Below are 15,292 nucleotides of genomic sequence, written 5' to 3' on the forward strand. Positions count from 1 at the left end.
AGACTGCCTCGCCGAAGAACTCCGCCGCCTCGACCCCGACGAAGTATTCGGCGAAGTGATTACTATTGGACTGCCACGTACCAATCTAAGGAGCGTCCGACCCAGTGAGCGTTGAGCCAAGAGTTAGCATCCATCCTGATTCCTCCGTCCTGATGGCCGCCATCGCGGCCCGCCTGATCACCAAGCTGGTGGATGTGCAGGACAAGCACGGTGAGGCCACGGTGGTGCTGACCGGGGGCACAGTAGGCATCGGAACACTGAAGGCCGTTGCGGATTCTCCGGCGGCGCCCGCCGTCGACTGGTCCAGGGTGAATTTTTGGTGGGGTGACGAGCGCTTTATTGCTGCGGATGATCCCGACCGGAACACCAGGCAGGCGTTTGATGCACTCCTGTCGAGCATTGCGGTTGATCCTGCAAGGATCAATCAGCCGGGCTCCTCGGATGACTTCGACACGCCTGAGGAAGCGGCCGAAGACTACGCTCGCAGGCTCCGGGAAGCAGCCCAGGCCGAACACGCTGCTGACATGTCCGACGACCGACCGGACCAGCCGGGGATACTGCCGCGGCTGGATATTGTGCTGCTGGGCGTAGGCCCAGACGCCCATGTCGCCTCGCTTTTCCCCGAACAGGGCGGAATCCGGGAGAAGGAACTGACGGTGGTAGGCGTCCGGAATTCGCCCAAGCCGCCGCCACAGCGGATCTCGCTGACGCTTCCCGCCATTAATACTGCGGCCGAGGTCTGGATGGTGGTTGCCGGTGAGGACAAGGCCGGCGCAGTTGGCCTGGCCCTGGCGGGCGCCAACCCGGTGCAGGTTCCGGCGGCAGGCCCGCGGGGAACCTCCCGCACCCTGTGGCTTATCGATGAAAACGCGGCGTCACGTGTCCCGCAGCAGCTCGTCCGGAAGGACGCCACCGGCGCGTAGTTTTTCCAGCGCTCCGGCCAGGACAGCCTCGGCGTCCTGGTCGGAGCGCCGTTCTTTAACGTATTCAAGATGGCTCTTAAAGCCTTCGCCCAACGGGTCGGGCAGGTCGGCGTCCTTGCCGTCCCGTGATGCGTGAGCCCCGCAGCGCCGGCAGTCCCAGACGGAGGGAATTTGCTCGTCCGGCAGCCGCAGGAAGACTAGCTGGGTCTCATGACCCTTGGCGCACCAAAAAGAAACCCGGATACGGGGCACTCTTTCGCCTGAGGCCGCTTCTGACTGGTTCTTGGGACCGGCCCCCTCTGTCACACCCACCCGGGTGCCGCGGAACGCTGACGCACTATGTACCATCTGGACTCCTGGCTGCTTAAACGACGCTGTTTAAACGAAACTGTGGCTGTTGGGAGCCAACAGCCACAGTTTAGTTCGGAGATCCTCATCGCGGCAGTGCCGGGCGACGATCAGTTGCAGAGTCTACGAGTCCCCTGCGCCGCTGAAGCGCATAATCAGGCCGAGGCCAATGATAACGACGCCCCAGGTGACGCCCAGGATCACGGTGAACCTGTTCAGGTTCCGTTCGGCAACCCCGGAGGAGCTGAGGCCGGAACTCATACCACCGCCGAACATGTCCGACAGCCCTCCGCCCCGTCCCTTGTGAAGGAGGATTAGCAGGGTAAGCAGAAGGCTGGTAATGCCCAGGAGAATCTGCAGAATGACATGAAGAACGTCCACGACGGCCTTTCAGAAGATTGGAATTGCGGGAGCCTGGAACTGCGTGACGGACTAGCCCGTCACCAGGTGACTCTCGAACCTGACAATATTAGCAAACTCCGCGGGATCGAGGCTGGCCCCGCCTACCAAGACACCGTCGACGTCGCGCTCCTTCAGGATCGCGGCGACATTGTTTGCCTTGACCGAGCCGCCGTAGAGCAGCCGGATCTTCGCTGCAACATCGTCGCCAAAGAGGTTGGCCAGTTCCGCGCGGATGGCAGCGCACATCTCCTGAGCGTCCTCCGGGCCGGCCACTTCACCGGTGCCGATGGCCCAGACGGGCTCGTAGGCCACCACAAGCTCTGCCGCCTGCTCGGCAGCCAGACCGGCGACGTTCGCCCGGAGCTGTGTCAGGGTGTGCTCGACATGGGTGCCGGCCTGGCGGATTTCCAGGCCTTCGCCAACGCAAAGGACCGGAGTGACACTGTGCTTGAACGCGGCCTTAACCTTGGCGTTGAGGACGTCGTCGGATTCCTGGTGGATGGTGCGGCGTTCACTGTGCCCCACCAGGACGTATCGGCAGCCCAGCTTGTTCAGGAACTGGCCGGAGGTGTCGCCGGTGTAAGCGCCCGAGTCGAACTGGGAGAGGTCCTGCCCGCCGTAGGCAATGTCCAGTTCATCACCCTGGACGAGGGTCTGCACACCGCGAAGGTCGGTGAATGGCGGGAAGACAGCCACCTCAACCCGGCTGTAGTCGTGCTTGGCGTCCGACAGGGTCCAGGCCAGCTTCTGCAGGAGGGTGATGCCCTGGACATGGTCCATGTTCATCTTCCAGTTGCCCGCAATGAGAGGCGTGCGGTCAAAAGCGCCGTTCGTTGACGTAGTCACGTGTTCTCCAAAAGTTCTTGATATGTGTGCGGCCGGCAGGATGCCCGCGGGCACCCTGCCGGCCGGAGGACTTGGCAGTCCAGGGTCCTAACGGTCCAGGACGCTGAGTCCCGGGAGTTCCTTGCCTTCGAGATATTCCAGGCTGGCGCCGCCGCCGGTGGAAATGTGCCCGAACTGGTCGTCAGCGAAGCCGAGCGTCCGCACGGCGGCAGCGGAGTCCCCGCCGCCCACCACGGTGAACGCGTCGGCCTCAGTGAGGGCTTTGGCTACGGCGCGGGTTCCGCCGGAGAATGCTTCGAACTCGAAGACGCCCATGGGCCCGTTCCAGAACACCGTTTTCGCGTCCTTGATCCGGTCCGCAAAGGCGGCGGCAGAGTCCGGACCGATGTCAAGGCCGATGCCCTGTGCGCCGAAGCTGCTGCCTTCGATGCCGTCCGCGGGGACGGTCTCGTAGTCTGCGTTGGCCGCGAACTTACTGGCCACGATGACGTCGGTGGGCACGATGAATTCCGTGCCGGCTCCGGCAGCCCGTTTCAGGTAGTCCTGGACGACCGGGATCTGGTCTTCTTCCAGGAGGCTGCCGGCCACGCTGTGGCCTTCTGCCGCCAGGAACGTGAAGAGCATGCCGCCGCCCACCAGGATGGTGTCGGCCTTGCCGATGAGGTTGTCGATGACCGCCAGCTTATCGGAGACCTTGGAGCCGCCGAGTACCACCACGTAGGGCCGCTGCGTGTCAGCCGTCAGCTTCCGCAGAACCTCCACTTCGGTGTGTACGAGATCGCCCTGGTAGGACGGGAGGCGGGTGGCGACGTCGAAGACACTGGCGTGCTTACGGTGTACGGCACCAAAGGCGTCGTCAACGTAGGCACCGTTGGGCGCTGTCAGGGCCACCAGTTCGTCCGCGAAGGCGCCGCGTTCGGCGTCGTCCTTGCTGGTCTCCCGGGCGTCGAAACGCACGTTCTCCAGGACGAGGACTTCGCCGTCCTGAAGCGAGGCCGCGAGTTCTTTCGCTGAGCTGCCCACAGTGTCCTGCGCGAGCGAGACCTTGAAAGCGGCGAGTTCGGCGAGCCGCGCTACGGCAGGCTGGAGGGAGTACTTTTCCTCCGGAGCGCCCTTGGGGCGTCCAAGGTGCGCTGTTACCAGCACGCGGGCACCGGCGTCCGTGAGCTTTCCCAGTACTGGCAGAGAGGCCTTAATGCGGCCGTCGTCAGTCACTGTAGAGCCGTCGAGCGGCACATTCAGGTCACTTCTGACAAGAATGTACCGCCCGCGGACACCTTCAGCGATCAGTTCGTTGAGGGTGTGGAATGTCATGTGTCTAACCCTAGCCCAGCTTGGCTGCGACGAGCTCCGTGAGGTCCACGAGGCGGTTGGAGTAGCCCCACTCGTTGTCATACCAGGAAACAACCTTGACCTGGTTGCCGATGACCTTGGTCAGGCCCGAGTCGAAGATTGACGACGACGGGTCCCCCACGATGTCCGAGGAAACGATCGGAGCGTCGGTGTACGTGAGGATGCCCTGGAACTCTTCGGACTCCGAAGCCTTCTTCAGCGCTGCATTGACTTCCTCGACGGTGGTCTCCCGGGAGACGGTGACCGTGAGGTCAGTGGCCGAGCCGGTGGGGACGGGCACTCGGATGGCGTAGCCGTCCAGCTTGCCCTTAAGCTCAGGCAGGACCAGTCCGATCGCCTTGGCCGCACCCGTGGAGGTGGGGACCATATTGATGGCGGCGGCGCGAGCACGGCGGAGGTCGTTGTGCGGGCCGTCCTGCAGGTTCTGGTCAGCGGTGTAGGCGTGGATGGTGGTCATCAGGCCACGCTCGATGCCGAAGGTGTCGTTGAGGACCTTGGCCAGCGGGCCCAGGCAGTTGGTGGTGCAGGACGCGTTGGAAATGATGTTGTGCGCCGCATTGTCGTACAGGCCGTCATTGACACCCATCACGATAGTGATGTCCTCATCGGAGGCCGGTGCGGAGATCAGGACCTTCTTGGCGCCTGCATCGATGTGCTTCTGCGCGGCAGCGGCCTTGGTGAAGAAACCGGTGGACTCGATGACGATGTCCACGTCCAGCTCGCCCCAAGGCAGGTTGGCGGGATCGCGTTCGGCGAGAACCTTGATGACTTTGCCGTCGACGACAATGTTGCCGCCCTTGACTTCAACGGTTTCCTTCAGGCGGCCGCCGACGGAGTCGTACTTGAGCAGGTGGGCCAGCGCCTCAGGGCTGGTGAGATCGTTGACGGCAACGATCTCCAGGTCCGCGCCCTGAGCGAGGGCTGCGCGGAAGTAGTTGCGGCCGATGCGGCCGAAGCCGTTGATACCAATACGGGTCGTCACTTGTTCAGTCTCCTTGGTGCCTAAATAAGCACAAATTAGTTGAGCGGGCATTGAAGCCAACTAACAGATCCCGCACGCCATTGGGCAGAGATGATTAACAGATCGGAGGGCGACCAGCCACGTTGCTGAAGGCAGACCGCCTTCCGTGATCCATCTTACGTTTAAGTTGGTCCGCCCCCGCAAGTGCGGGGGCGGACCAACCGCATTCCAGCCGAAATCACGCCGAAATGTGAAGTTTGTTACACGTACATGTACTGCAGGTCACTACGGCAGGGTAATGAGGCCCGTAGCGTTGGTGCGTGCAGCATCGAAGCGTTTGGCGACATCTGCCCAATTGACGATGTTCCAGAATGCCTTGACGTAGTCAGCCTTGACGTTTACGTAGTCCAGGTAGAAGGCGTGCTCCCACATGTCCAGCATCAGCAGCGGCGTGGTGCCGAGTGCTACGTTGCCCTGCTGGTCGTAGAGCTGCTCGATGACCAGGTTGCCACCGATCGGCTCGTAGGCCAGGAATCCCCAGCCCGATCCCTGCAGGCCTAGGGCCGCAGCGGAGAACTGGGCACGGAAGGCGTCAAAGGAACCGAAGGCGTCATCGATGGCAGCTGCCAGCTCACCCTCGGGCTTGTCGCCACCGTCCGGGGACAGGTTGTTCCAGAACACCGAGTGGTTGATGTGGCCGCCGGTGTGGAACGCGAGGTCCTTGGACAAACGGTTGATGTTGGCGAAGTCGCCCTTTGCGCGTGCCTCTGCCAGCTGGGCAAGGGCATTGTTGGCACCCGCAACGTAAGCGGCGTGGTGCTTGCTGTGGTGCAGCTCCATGATGCGCGCCGAAATGTGCGGCTCAAGCGCTGCGTAGTCGTAGCTGAGTTCTGGCAGTACGTACTCGGTCACAAAATCCTCCAATGTCGTGGACTGTCTGTCCGGGTTGTAACTCTCGGATCGTGCATCCGGATGACTGGCATCCGGAAGATCAGGTTGAACCCTCTGATTCTAGGGGCGCCGCTACTCGTCCAGCATCTCAGGCGTCACATTGGCATCAGTGCCGGGGATCCCCAGATCGATGGCCCGCTTGTCCGCCATGGCCAGAAGCCGGCGGATGCGGCCGGCGATGGCGTCCTTGGTCATCACCGGATCGGCCAGGCGCCCGAGCTCGTCCAGGCTTGCCTGCTTATGGGCCACGCGGAGTTCGCCCGCGTATTTGAGGTGGTCCGGGACGTCGTCGCCCAGGATTTCAAGTGCCCGGTCAACCCGGGCACCGGCGGCCACGGCCGCTTGCGCGGAGCGCCGCAGGTTGGCGTCGTCGAAGTTGGCAAGCCGGTTGGCCGTGGCCCTGACTTCCTTGCGCATCCGGCGTTCTTCCCAGACCATCAGGGCGTCGTGGGCGCCCATCCGGATGAGCAGCGCGGCGATGGTGTCGCCGTCGCGAATCACTACCCGGTCCACTCCCCTGACTTCGCGGGCTTTCGCCTGGATGCCGAGACGGCGGGCGGCACCAACGAGCGCAAGCGCGGACTCTGGCCCAGGGCAGGTGACCTCCAGCGATGACGAACGGCCCGGCTCGGTGAGCGAACCGTGTGCCAGGAAAGCACCACGCCAGACGGCCTCGGCGTCAGCGGCCGAGCCGTTGACCACGGCTGAGGGAAGGCCCCGCACCGGCCGGCCACGGCCGTCCAGCAGGCCTGTCTGGCGGGCCAGGGACTCGCCGTCGCGGACTACCCGCACCACGTACCGGCTGCCGCGGCGCAGTCCCCCGCCGGAGACAACAATGATCTCGCTCTGGTGCCCGTAAACCTCCGCGATGGCCGCCCGGAGCCTGCGCGCCGTTGACGCTAGGTCAACCTCGGCTTCGATCACGATCCGGCCCGAGATGATGTGCAGGCCGCCGGCAAAGCGCAGCATGGCCGAAACCTCTGCCTTGCGGACTGAGGATTTCTTGATGTCCAGGCGGGACAGTTCTTCCTTGACCGATGATGTCAGTGCCATGGCACCTTCCTAACTGTTCCCAAAAATGTCGTGGTACGCCGCTGCCAGACGCAGGGGGTCATGGACGGGTCGGCGGCCCGACGCCCCCACTTTACCCAAGACAACCTCGGCGCCGATCATCCCGGCGGCTTTCTCGAACTCCTGCCGGTCCTGCACCGACGCGGGATCCGCCAGGACGACGTCGACGCTGAAGTCCGGCGCATACCGGTGGAGGGCGTACAAGTGGTCCGCCGCAGACATGCCCGTGGTCTCTTTGGTGTCCGTTGCCAGGTTCATGGTGAGGCAGCGTTTTGCCGCCGTGGAACTCAGGGCGGAACGCATTTCGGGGAGCAGCAGGTGCGGCAGCACGGACGTGTACCAGGATCCCGGCCCGAGGATGACCCAATCGGCAAGTTCGATGGCTGTCAGGGCTGCAACGCAGGCCGGCGCCTGTTCGGGCAGGAGCCGGACCTGTTCCAGCGAGCCGGCAACGGCGCAGCGCGCCTGCCCGCGGATAGTCTGGAGCGCCGACGTGCCGTCAGGTGCCGTGACGCGGATGTCGCCTTCGATGGTCAGCGGCACGGTGGACATCGGCAGCACCTGCCCGCGGGCACCCAGCAAGGCCCCTGCCCACTTCAGTCCGGCCACCGTGTCTCCCAAAAGCTCCCACAGGGTGACGATGAGCAGGTTGCCCATTGCATGCTCATCCAGCGATCCGCCGCGGCCTTCGCCGGGCCGGAACCGGTGCTGCATCACGTCACGCCAGGTGCGGCCCCAGTCCGTGTCATCGCACAAGGCGGACAGCGCCATGCGCAGGTCTCCGGGCGGCAGGACGCCGTACTCGTCGCGCAGACGCCCGGAAGACCCGCCGTCGTCCGCCACAGTGACAATGGCGGTCAGCTCGGAGGTAAGCAGCCGCAGCGCCGAGAGCGAAGCAGACAGGCCATGCCCGCCGCCGAGCGCCACAACATTGGGGCCTTTGTCCTGCTGGCCGGCTGCCGTTCCGCTGGAAATCGGTACCAGCGGGAGGGGCCCGGTGAGCATCCCCATTACTCGCGGCCCAGATCCCGATGGGTGGTGGTCACGGTCACGCGCGGATACTGTGCCAGTTTCTTGGAAAGTTCGACGGCGACGGCCACGGACCGGTGCTTGCCGCCGGTGCAGCCGACGGCAATGGTGGCGTAGTGCTTGTTTTCGCGCCGGTAGCCGTCCAGGACGGGCTCGAGCGCCAGGACATAGCGGTCCACGAAGTTCTTCACGCCTTCCGCCTCGAGGACGTAGTCGCTGACGTCCTTGTCCAGGCCCGTATGCGGGCGCAGCTGCGGGACCCAGTGCGGATTCGGGATGAACCGGACGTCCGCAACGTAGTTGGAATCCACCGGCAGGCCGTACTTGAAGCCAAAGCTCATGACGTTGAGCCGCAGTGCCACCGGGCCGGTCTCGCTAAAGAGTTCCGTGATGGCGGTAGCCAGGGCGTGGACGTTGTAGGTGGAGGTATCCAGTACGACGTCGGAGCTGTCGCGCAGTTCCTTGAGTACCTCACGTTCGGTGGCAATTCCGTCGAGGATCCGGCCACCTTCCTGGAGGGGGTGGGGCCTGCGGCCCTGCTCGAAGCGGCGGACCAGGACGTCGTCGTTGGCGTCGAGGAAAAGGACCCGGAACTTGACACCGCTGGCGGCGAGGGCCCCCAGGGCCGCACGGACGTCGACAAAGAGGCCTTTGCTGCGGACATCCATCACCACGGCCAGCCGCGGAATGGACTGCGGCGCGTGGGACACAATCTCGGCCAGGGTGCCGAGCATCTGCGGCGGCAGGTTTTCCACGACATACCAGCCGTGGTCCTCCAGCGCGTCCGCGGCGGTGCTCCGTCCCGCCCCTGACATACCGGTGACCACCAGCAGTTCCGCTTCGACGGGCTTGACCGGCGTCATGCCGTCCTGCCCTGTCCCGGATTCCGCCGTAGAGTCTGCCATTCGTTCCGCCCCGTTTCTGTCCAGATGAAGGCAGGCGACCGCAATGGCGGAAACCTGCGTTCTTTACCCTACCTAGGTTTCAATGATTTCGCCGGTGGCCATATTCACGGCCGGAACTTCATCGCCGGCCGTGTCGTCGCCGCTGAAGTGGGCCACGATGGCGTTGGCAAGGGATGGTCCAATGCCCTTCGCCGACGTGAGCTCGGCCGAGGTGGCGGCTTTGACACCCTTGACGGACCCGAAGTGGGTGAGCAGTGCCTTGCGTTTGGACTCGCCAAGGCCTGGCACGCCGTCCAGGGCCGAGACGGTCATGGCCTTACCGCGCTTCTGCCGGTGGAAGGTGATGGCGAAGCGGTGGGCTTCGTCACGGATCCGCTGCAGCAGATAGAGTCCCTGCGACGTCCGGGGCAGGATCACGGGGAAGTCGCTGTCCGGCAGCCAGACTTCCTCAAGGCGTTTGGCCAGGCCCACGACGTACACATCCTCGATGCCAAGATCTGCCAGCGCCCGGGCTGCGGCGTTGACTTGGGGCTGGCCGCCGTCGACCACCACCAGGTTGGGCGGGTACGCGAATTTTGCTCGCGGCGCCGCCGTAGTGGTGTCCAGGAGGGCGGCATCGGCGGCTGCTTCCACGGCGGCTTGATGCCCGGGCAGTGCGGACGCCTCGACCTGCGCCGACTTATCCTGCAGGTAATACCGGAAGCGCCGCGTCAGGACATCATGCATGGCGGCGGTGTCGTCCGCCGCGGCGGCCCCGGTGACGGAGAATTTCCGGTAGTCGGACTTCTTAGGCAGCCCGTCCTCGACCACCACCATGGACGCCACGACGTTGGTGCCCTGGACATGGGAGACGTCGTAGCATTCGATCCGCAGGAGCGCCACGGGCAGGTCCAGGGCTTCCTGCAGTTCCTGGAGTGCCTGGGAGCGTACGGTGAGGTCCCCGGCGCGGCGGGTCTTATGCAGTTTGAGCGCGTGTTCGGCGTTTTCACGGACAGTGGACATCAGCGCAGCCTTGTCGCCGCGCTGCGGCACCCTGATATCCACCTTGGCTCCCCGCAGGCCGCCGAGCCATTCTGTCAGTTCCGCCGCGTTGCTGGGCTCTACGGGCACCAGGACTTCGCGGGGCAGCCGCCCATGGCTGTCGCCGTCGTCGCCGTAGACCTGCTGCAGCAGGTGTTCCACCAGATCCGGGGTGGTGGCATCCTCAACTTTTTCCACCACCCAGCCGCGCTGGCCACGAATCCGGCCGCCGCGAACGTGGAAGACCTGGACGGCGGCTTCCAGTTCGTCCTCGTGCAGCGCGAAGACATCGGCGTCGGTGTCGTCGGCGAGCACTACCGCATTACGCTCAAAGACCTTCCGCAACGCGGTGATGTCGTCACGGAGCCTCGCGGCACGCTCGTAGTCGAGAGTGCTGACAGCCTCGGCCATCTGCTTTTCGAGCTTGGTGATGAAGCGTTTAGCCTCACCGCCCATAAACGCGCAGAAGTCCTCCGCCAGGGCCCGGTGTTCCTCCGGGGTGACCCGGCCAACACAGGGAGCGGAGCATTTATCGATGTAGCCCAGCAGACAGGGCCGGCCGCTTGCCTGGGCCCGTTTGAGAACGCCGGCGCTGCAGCTGCGGACGGGAAAAACCCGTAGCAAAGTGTCCATTGTTTCCCTGATTGCGCCGGCCGTATACGGGCCGAAATACCGGGTGCCTTTGCGGCGGTCCCCCCGCATGACCTGGACCCTGGGGAGCTTCTCGCTCATGGTGAGTGCCAGGTACGGATAGGTTTTGTCGTCGCGGAAGACCACGTTGAACCGGGGCTTGAATTCCTTGATCCAGGTGTATTCGAGCTGCAACGACTCCAGCTCGCTGCCCACCACTGTCCACTCCACGCTGCTCGCCGTGTGGACCATTGCGTGGGTTTTGGGCAGCAGGCCCGCCGGGTTCGCGAAGTAGGAATTCAGGCGCGAGCGAAGGCTTTTGGCCTTGCCGACGTAGATGACCCGGCCGTGTGGATCGCGGAACCGGTACACCCCGGGGTTCGTGGGAATTTCACCCGTCTGGGGCCGGTACGTTGCTGGATCTGCCACTACTTCATTCTACTAATCCGTGCTCTTACTTTGGTTGTAGCTGGTGGAGCGTTCCTGGCCGCTGAGTTCGGCGATTGCATCCATGATGCGGTCCGTCACCTGGCGGCGCGCCGGCAGCGAATGATCCGGGCCGGTCTTGTCAAAATACAGAGGCTCCCCCACCTTCATGGTGAAGTGATGCGGCCTGAAGCCCTTCTCACCGGCCGGCTGCAGATTTTCCGTCCCGATCAGGCCGACCGGGATCACGGGAACTCCGGTTGCCAGTGCAAGCCAACCCACACCGGTGCGGCCGCGGTAGAGAATACCGTCCCGCGACCGTGTGCCTTCCGGGTAAATGCCGATGCCCTTGCCGGACTCCAGGATGTCCAAGAGGGTTTTGAGCGCCTGGACGCTCGCCGCCTGCTCGCCACGCTCCACGGGGATGGAGCCCACGGACTCGAAGAAGGATTTCATGACCTTTCCCTTCACGCCACCCGTGGTGAAATACTCGGCTTTGGCGAAGAAGGCCACCGGCCGAGGCATCAGTGCCTGGACGATGACGCTGTCAAAGAAGGAGAGATGGTTCGGCGCCACAATGAAGGGCCCCTCTTTTGGGACATTTTCAAGGCCGACGACGGTGGGCCGGCAGGTGCCCGCCACGAGCCCGCGAAACGTCCAGCGGACCGCCTCAAACAGCGCCATCGTTGCGCACCTCACTCATCGCGGCAGTGTGGATGGCTTCGAGGCGCCCGATGGCGGCGAGCATGCCCGCGGCGGTGTCCACCACGGTGACGGCCCCGGCTTTTTCGAGTTCGCCGTCGGGGGCGAATCCCCAGCCCACGCCGATGCAGTCAAGCCCGTTGGCGATGGCTCCCGCCACATCCTGGGCGCGGTCACCCACCATAACGGCATGCTGGGTGGACAGGTCGGTCAGTGCGGCGGCGATGATCTCTGCCTTGCCTACCGGACCGTCCGTTGAGAGTTCGTTGTCTGCCGAACCCCTGATGGACTGGAACAGCCCGGCGATGCCGTGGTGGCCCAGCACGATCTGGGCCAGCCCCTCGGGCTTCTGCGTGGCGACGGCCACCGGCCTGCCTTCCGCAGCAAAAGTCTCCAGCACTTCCTTGATCCCGGGGTACAGCCGGCTCTGGGCTATCCCCGTGGCCAGGTAGTACTGCCGGTACGTCCGGATGACCTCATCAAGCATCTCGGCCGGAACCTTGCAGACACTCTGGAGTGCGTCGCTTAGTTTCGGGCCGATCATCGACTGCAGGACGTCTTGGCCGGGAACCGGCAGACCTGCGGCGGCAAGGGCGGCTGCGATTCCGTCGGATATACCACCGGCCGGATCGACAAGAGTGCCGTCCAGGTCAAAGATCACGGGCACTGTTGTTTGAGTCACCGGCCTAGTTTCTCACGACACCGAGCATGCCCGAAACTCGCATGCCCGACACGGCATACGTCCTTGGACGCCAACCGCCTAGCTCAGTATTTCCGCGAGGAAGGATGCCGTGTGGCTCTTGGTGGATTTCGCCACCTGCTCGGGAGTGCCGGTGGCCACGATCTGCCCGCCGCCGGAACCGCCGTCCGGGCCAAGATCCACGATCCAGTCGGCGCTCTTGATGACATCCAGGTTGTGTTCGATGGTGATCACCGTGTTGCCCTTGTCCACCAGTCCCTGCAGGACCATCAGGAGCTTGCGGATGTCCTCGAAGTGCAGGCCCGTGGTGGGCTCGTCGAGGACATAGACGCTGCGTCCGTTGGAGCGCTTCTGCAGTTCCGCGGCAAGCTTGACGCGCTGGGCTTCGCCGCCGGAGAGGGTGGTTGCCGGCTGTCCCAACCGGACATAGCCGAGGCCCACGTCCACGAGCGTGTTCAGGTGCCGGGCGATCGGCGAGAAGGCTGCGAAGAACTCCGCACCTTCTTCGATGGGCATGTTGAGCACATCCGCGATGGTTTTGCCCTTGTAGTGCACTTCAAGGGTTTCCCGGTTGTACCGTGCGCCGTGGCACACCTCGCAGGGAACGTAGACGTCCGGCAGGAAGTTCATTTCGATCTTCAGTGTGCCGTCACCGGCGCAAGCTTCGCAGCGCCCGCCCTTGACGTTGAAGGAGAACCGGCCTGGCAGGTAGCCGCGGACTTTGGCCTCGGTGGTTTCGGCGAAGAGCTTTCGGATGTTGTCAAAGACACCGGTATACGTGGCGGGGTTCGACCGGGGGGTGCGCCCGATGGGGCTCTGGTCCACGTGCACCACCTTGTCCAGGTGCTCCAGGCCCATGATGCTCTTGTGGCGTCCCGCTACCTGCTTGGCGCCGTTGAGCTTGTTGGCCAGCACTTTGTAGAGGATCTCGTTGACCAGCGTTGACTTGCCGGAGCCGCTGACGCCGGTCACGGCGGTGAACAGGCCCAGCGGGAAGGCCGCATCAACGTTGATCAGGTTGTTTTCACGGGCCCCAACGACCTTCAGCTCACGCTTTTTGTCGTATTTGCGCCGCTTCTTGGGGATGTCGATCTTCTTGCGTCCGGACAGGTAGTCGCCGGTCAGTGACTTGGTGTTGGACAGGAGGTCCTGGTACGAACCGGAGTGGACGACCTGTCCGCCGTGCTCGCCTGCGCCCGGTCCGATGTCAACGATCCAGTCCGCCACCTGGATGGTGTCCTCGTCGTGTTCCACCACGATGAGCGTGTTTCCCATGTCCCGGAGCCGCGTCAGGGTGTCAATGAGCCGGCGGTTGTCGCGCTGGTGGAGGCCGATGGAGGGCTCGTCCAGGACGTAAAGGACGCCCACCAGGCCGGAACCGATCTGGGTGGCGAGGCGGATCCGTTGCGCTTCGCCGCCGGACAAGGTGGCGGAGGGGCGCTCAAGGTTCAGGTATTCCAGCCCGACGTCGAGCAGGAAGGTCAGCCGGGCCTGGATTTCCTTAAGCACCTGGTGGGCGATCTGGGCTTCGCGGCCGGTCAGGACCAGGTTGTTCAGGAAGTCCGCGCACACCCGCATGGGCATGGCCGCTACATCTGCGATGGACTTGCCGTTGATCAGGACGGACAGCGAGGCGGGGTTGAGCCGGGCGCCATTGCACGCGGGGCACGCGATCTGCCGCATGTATTCTTCGTAGCGGTCGCGGGCCCACTCGGAGTCCGTCTCACCGTGCTTGCGGTGGACGTACTGGATGGCACCCTCGAAGCCGGTGCTGTATTTGCGTTCCCGTCCGAAGCGGTTCTTGTACTGGACAACCACCTTGTGGTCCTTGCCGTGCAGGACAGTCTGGCGGACGTCCTTGCCCAGCTTCTCCCAGGGTGTGTCCATGGAGAATCCAAGCTCATTTGCCAGCCCTTCGAGCAGGCGGTTCCAATACTCAGTGGTCGCGGTGCCCAGTGACCACGGCGCGATGGCGCCCTCGGACAACGACAGCTCCGGGTTCGGAATAATCAGTTCTTCGTCAACCTCGAGCCGTGTACCGATGCCGCTGCACGCGGAACAGGCGCCGAAGGGATTGTTGAACGAGAAGGATCGCGGCTCGATTTCATCGATGGCCAGGGGGTGTTCGTTGGGGCAGGCGAGGTTCTCGGAAAATGCCCGCAGCCGTCCCGGAGCGTCTGCGTCCAGATCGACGAACTCGGCCAGGACCCGGCCTTCGGCCAGGCCAAGCGCCGTTTCAACGGAATCCGTGAGGCGCTGGCTGATGCCTTCCTTGACCACCAGGCGGTCCACCACCACTTCAATGGTGTGCTTGAACTGCTTGCCGAGTTTGGGGGGCTCGCTCAGCTGGATCAGCTCGCCGTCCACCCGGGCACGCGAATAGCCCTTGGCGGTCAGTTCCTTGAAGAGGTCCACGAACTCGCCCTTGCGCCCCCGCACCACCGGCGCCAGGACCTGGAATCGTGTGCCCTCCTCAAGCTCAAGCAGCTGGTCCACGATCTGCTGCGGCGTCTGCCGGGCCACAACCTCGCCACAAACGGGGCAATGCGGCCGCCCCACGCGTGCCCACAGCAAACGCATGTAGTCATAAATTTCAGTGATGGTGCCAACCGTGGAGCGGGGGTTCTTACTGGTGGACTTCTGGTCAATCGATACCGCAGGCGAGAGGCCTTCGATGAAATCGACATCCGGTTTGTCCACCTGGCCGAGGAACTGGCGGGCATAGGCCGACAGGGACTCAACGTAGCGCCGCTGGCCCTCGGCAAAGATAGTGTCGAATGCCAGCGATGACTTCCCGGAGCCGGATAGCCCGGTGAAAACGATCATGGCATCACGGGGCAGATCCAGGTCCACATTGCGCAGGTTATGCTCCCGCGCGCCCTTAACCACAAGGCGGGAGAGGTCTGGCCGGGCAGGCATGGCTGGGGCCCGGGGAACGGCGACGGGGACGGATTCGACTGCTGTTTCTTCAGCTACGGCTTTAGGCACCCACTAATGCTAATCGAAAACTTCTTCGAATATCCAT

14 protein-coding genes and 1 pseudogene are annotated in these 15,292 nt (G+C 63.9%); 2 read left to right on the plus strand and 13 right to left on the minus strand.

Translation table 11 applies throughout. The annotated features are described in order from the left end of the window. A pseudogene (locus QK290_RS11150) lies at positions 1–115 on the plus strand (OpcA protein); the annotation flags it as partial. After that, positions 105–923 (plus strand): 6-phosphogluconolactonase, encoded by an 819-nt coding sequence (pgl, locus tag QK290_RS11155; protein WP_282330726.1) that lies wholly within the window; start codon positions 105–107, stop codon positions 921–923. The pseudogene QK290_RS11150 and the gene pgl, both read left to right, overlap by 11 nt. Here the strand turns inward: pgl and QK290_RS11160 are convergent. The 13 genes from QK290_RS11160 to uvrA all read right to left on the minus strand — a co-directional run bounded on the left by QK290_RS11160 (position 876) and on the right by uvrA (position 15,255). Further along, positions 876–1,271 carry an RNA polymerase-binding protein RbpA gene (locus QK290_RS11160; protein WP_282330727.1) on the minus strand — a complete coding sequence of 132 codons (396 nt, stop codon included), beginning with the start codon at positions 1,269–1,271 and terminating at the stop codon, positions 876–878. The genes pgl and QK290_RS11160 overlap by 48 nt on opposite strands. Before the next feature lie 123 nt (positions 1,272–1,394). Beyond that, positions 1,395–1,652, minus strand: coding sequence for a preprotein translocase subunit SecG (gene secG, locus QK290_RS11165; RefSeq protein WP_282330728.1), 258 nt, complete (start codon positions 1,650–1,652; stop codon positions 1,395–1,397). 51 nt (positions 1,653–1,703) lie between these two features. Beyond that, positions 1,704–2,519, minus strand: coding sequence for a triose-phosphate isomerase (gene tpiA, locus QK290_RS11170; RefSeq protein WP_282330729.1), 816 nt, complete (start codon positions 2,517–2,519; stop codon positions 1,704–1,706). 87 nt (positions 2,520–2,606) lie between these two features. Beyond that, positions 2,607–3,833, minus strand: coding sequence for a phosphoglycerate kinase (locus tag QK290_RS11175; RefSeq protein WP_282330730.1), 1,227 nt, complete (start codon positions 3,831–3,833; stop codon positions 2,607–2,609). A 10-nt stretch (positions 3,834–3,843) separates the two neighbouring features. Further along, positions 3,844–4,854 carry a type I glyceraldehyde-3-phosphate dehydrogenase gene (gap, locus tag QK290_RS11180; protein WP_282330731.1) on the minus strand — a complete coding sequence of 337 codons (1,011 nt, stop codon included), beginning with the start codon at positions 4,852–4,854 and terminating at the stop codon, positions 3,844–3,846. Between the two features lie 264 nt (positions 4,855–5,118). Beyond that, complete coding sequence (locus QK290_RS11185) at positions 5,119–5,745, minus strand: superoxide dismutase (protein WP_185263578.1); 627 nt, start codon at positions 5,743–5,745, stop codon at positions 5,119–5,121. A 111-nt stretch (positions 5,746–5,856) separates the two neighbouring features. After that, on the minus strand, positions 5,857–6,837 hold the full coding sequence (gene whiA, locus QK290_RS11190) for a DNA-binding protein WhiA (RefSeq protein ID WP_056339766.1): 981 nt from the start codon (positions 6,835–6,837) through the stop codon (positions 5,857–5,859). A 9-nt stretch (positions 6,838–6,846) separates the two neighbouring features. Beyond that, positions 6,847–7,866: a uridine diphosphate-N-acetylglucosamine-binding protein YvcK gene (yvcK, locus tag QK290_RS11195; protein ID WP_282330732.1), complete on the minus strand. Its 1,020-nt coding sequence runs from the start codon at positions 7,864–7,866 to the stop codon at positions 6,847–6,849. Next, positions 7,866–8,789 carry an RNase adapter RapZ gene (gene rapZ, locus QK290_RS11200; RefSeq protein WP_282330733.1) on the minus strand — a complete coding sequence of 308 codons (924 nt, stop codon included), beginning with the start codon at positions 8,787–8,789 and terminating at the stop codon, positions 7,866–7,868. Before rapZ ends, yvcK begins: the two co-directional genes overlap by 1 nt. A gap of 72 nt (positions 8,790–8,861) precedes the next feature. Further along, on the minus strand, positions 8,862–10,868 hold the full coding sequence (gene uvrC, locus QK290_RS11205; protein ID WP_282330734.1) for an excinuclease ABC subunit UvrC: 2,007 nt from the start codon (positions 10,866–10,868) through the stop codon (positions 8,862–8,864). A gap of 12 nt (positions 10,869–10,880) precedes the next feature. Next, positions 10,881–11,549 carry a lysophospholipid acyltransferase family protein gene (locus QK290_RS11210; RefSeq protein WP_282330735.1) on the minus strand — a complete coding sequence of 223 codons (669 nt, stop codon included), beginning with the start codon at positions 11,547–11,549 and terminating at the stop codon, positions 10,881–10,883. Further along, complete coding sequence (locus QK290_RS11215) at positions 11,536–12,249, minus strand: HAD hydrolase-like protein (protein ID WP_282330736.1); 714 nt, start codon at positions 12,247–12,249, stop codon at positions 11,536–11,538. Before QK290_RS11215 ends, QK290_RS11210 begins: the two co-directional genes overlap by 14 nt. Positions 12,250–12,327: 78 nt before the next feature. Further along, a complete protein-coding gene (uvrA, locus tag QK290_RS11220; RefSeq protein ID WP_282330737.1) occupies positions 12,328–15,255 on the minus strand; it encodes an excinuclease ABC subunit UvrA in 2,928 nt (975 codons plus the stop codon). Positions 15,256–15,292: the final 37 nt, after the last annotated feature.

It is taken from the genome of Pseudarthrobacter sp. AL07 (genome assembly GCF_029960665.1).
Taxonomy (GTDB): domain Bacteria; phylum Actinomycetota; class Actinomycetes; order Actinomycetales; family Micrococcaceae; genus Arthrobacter.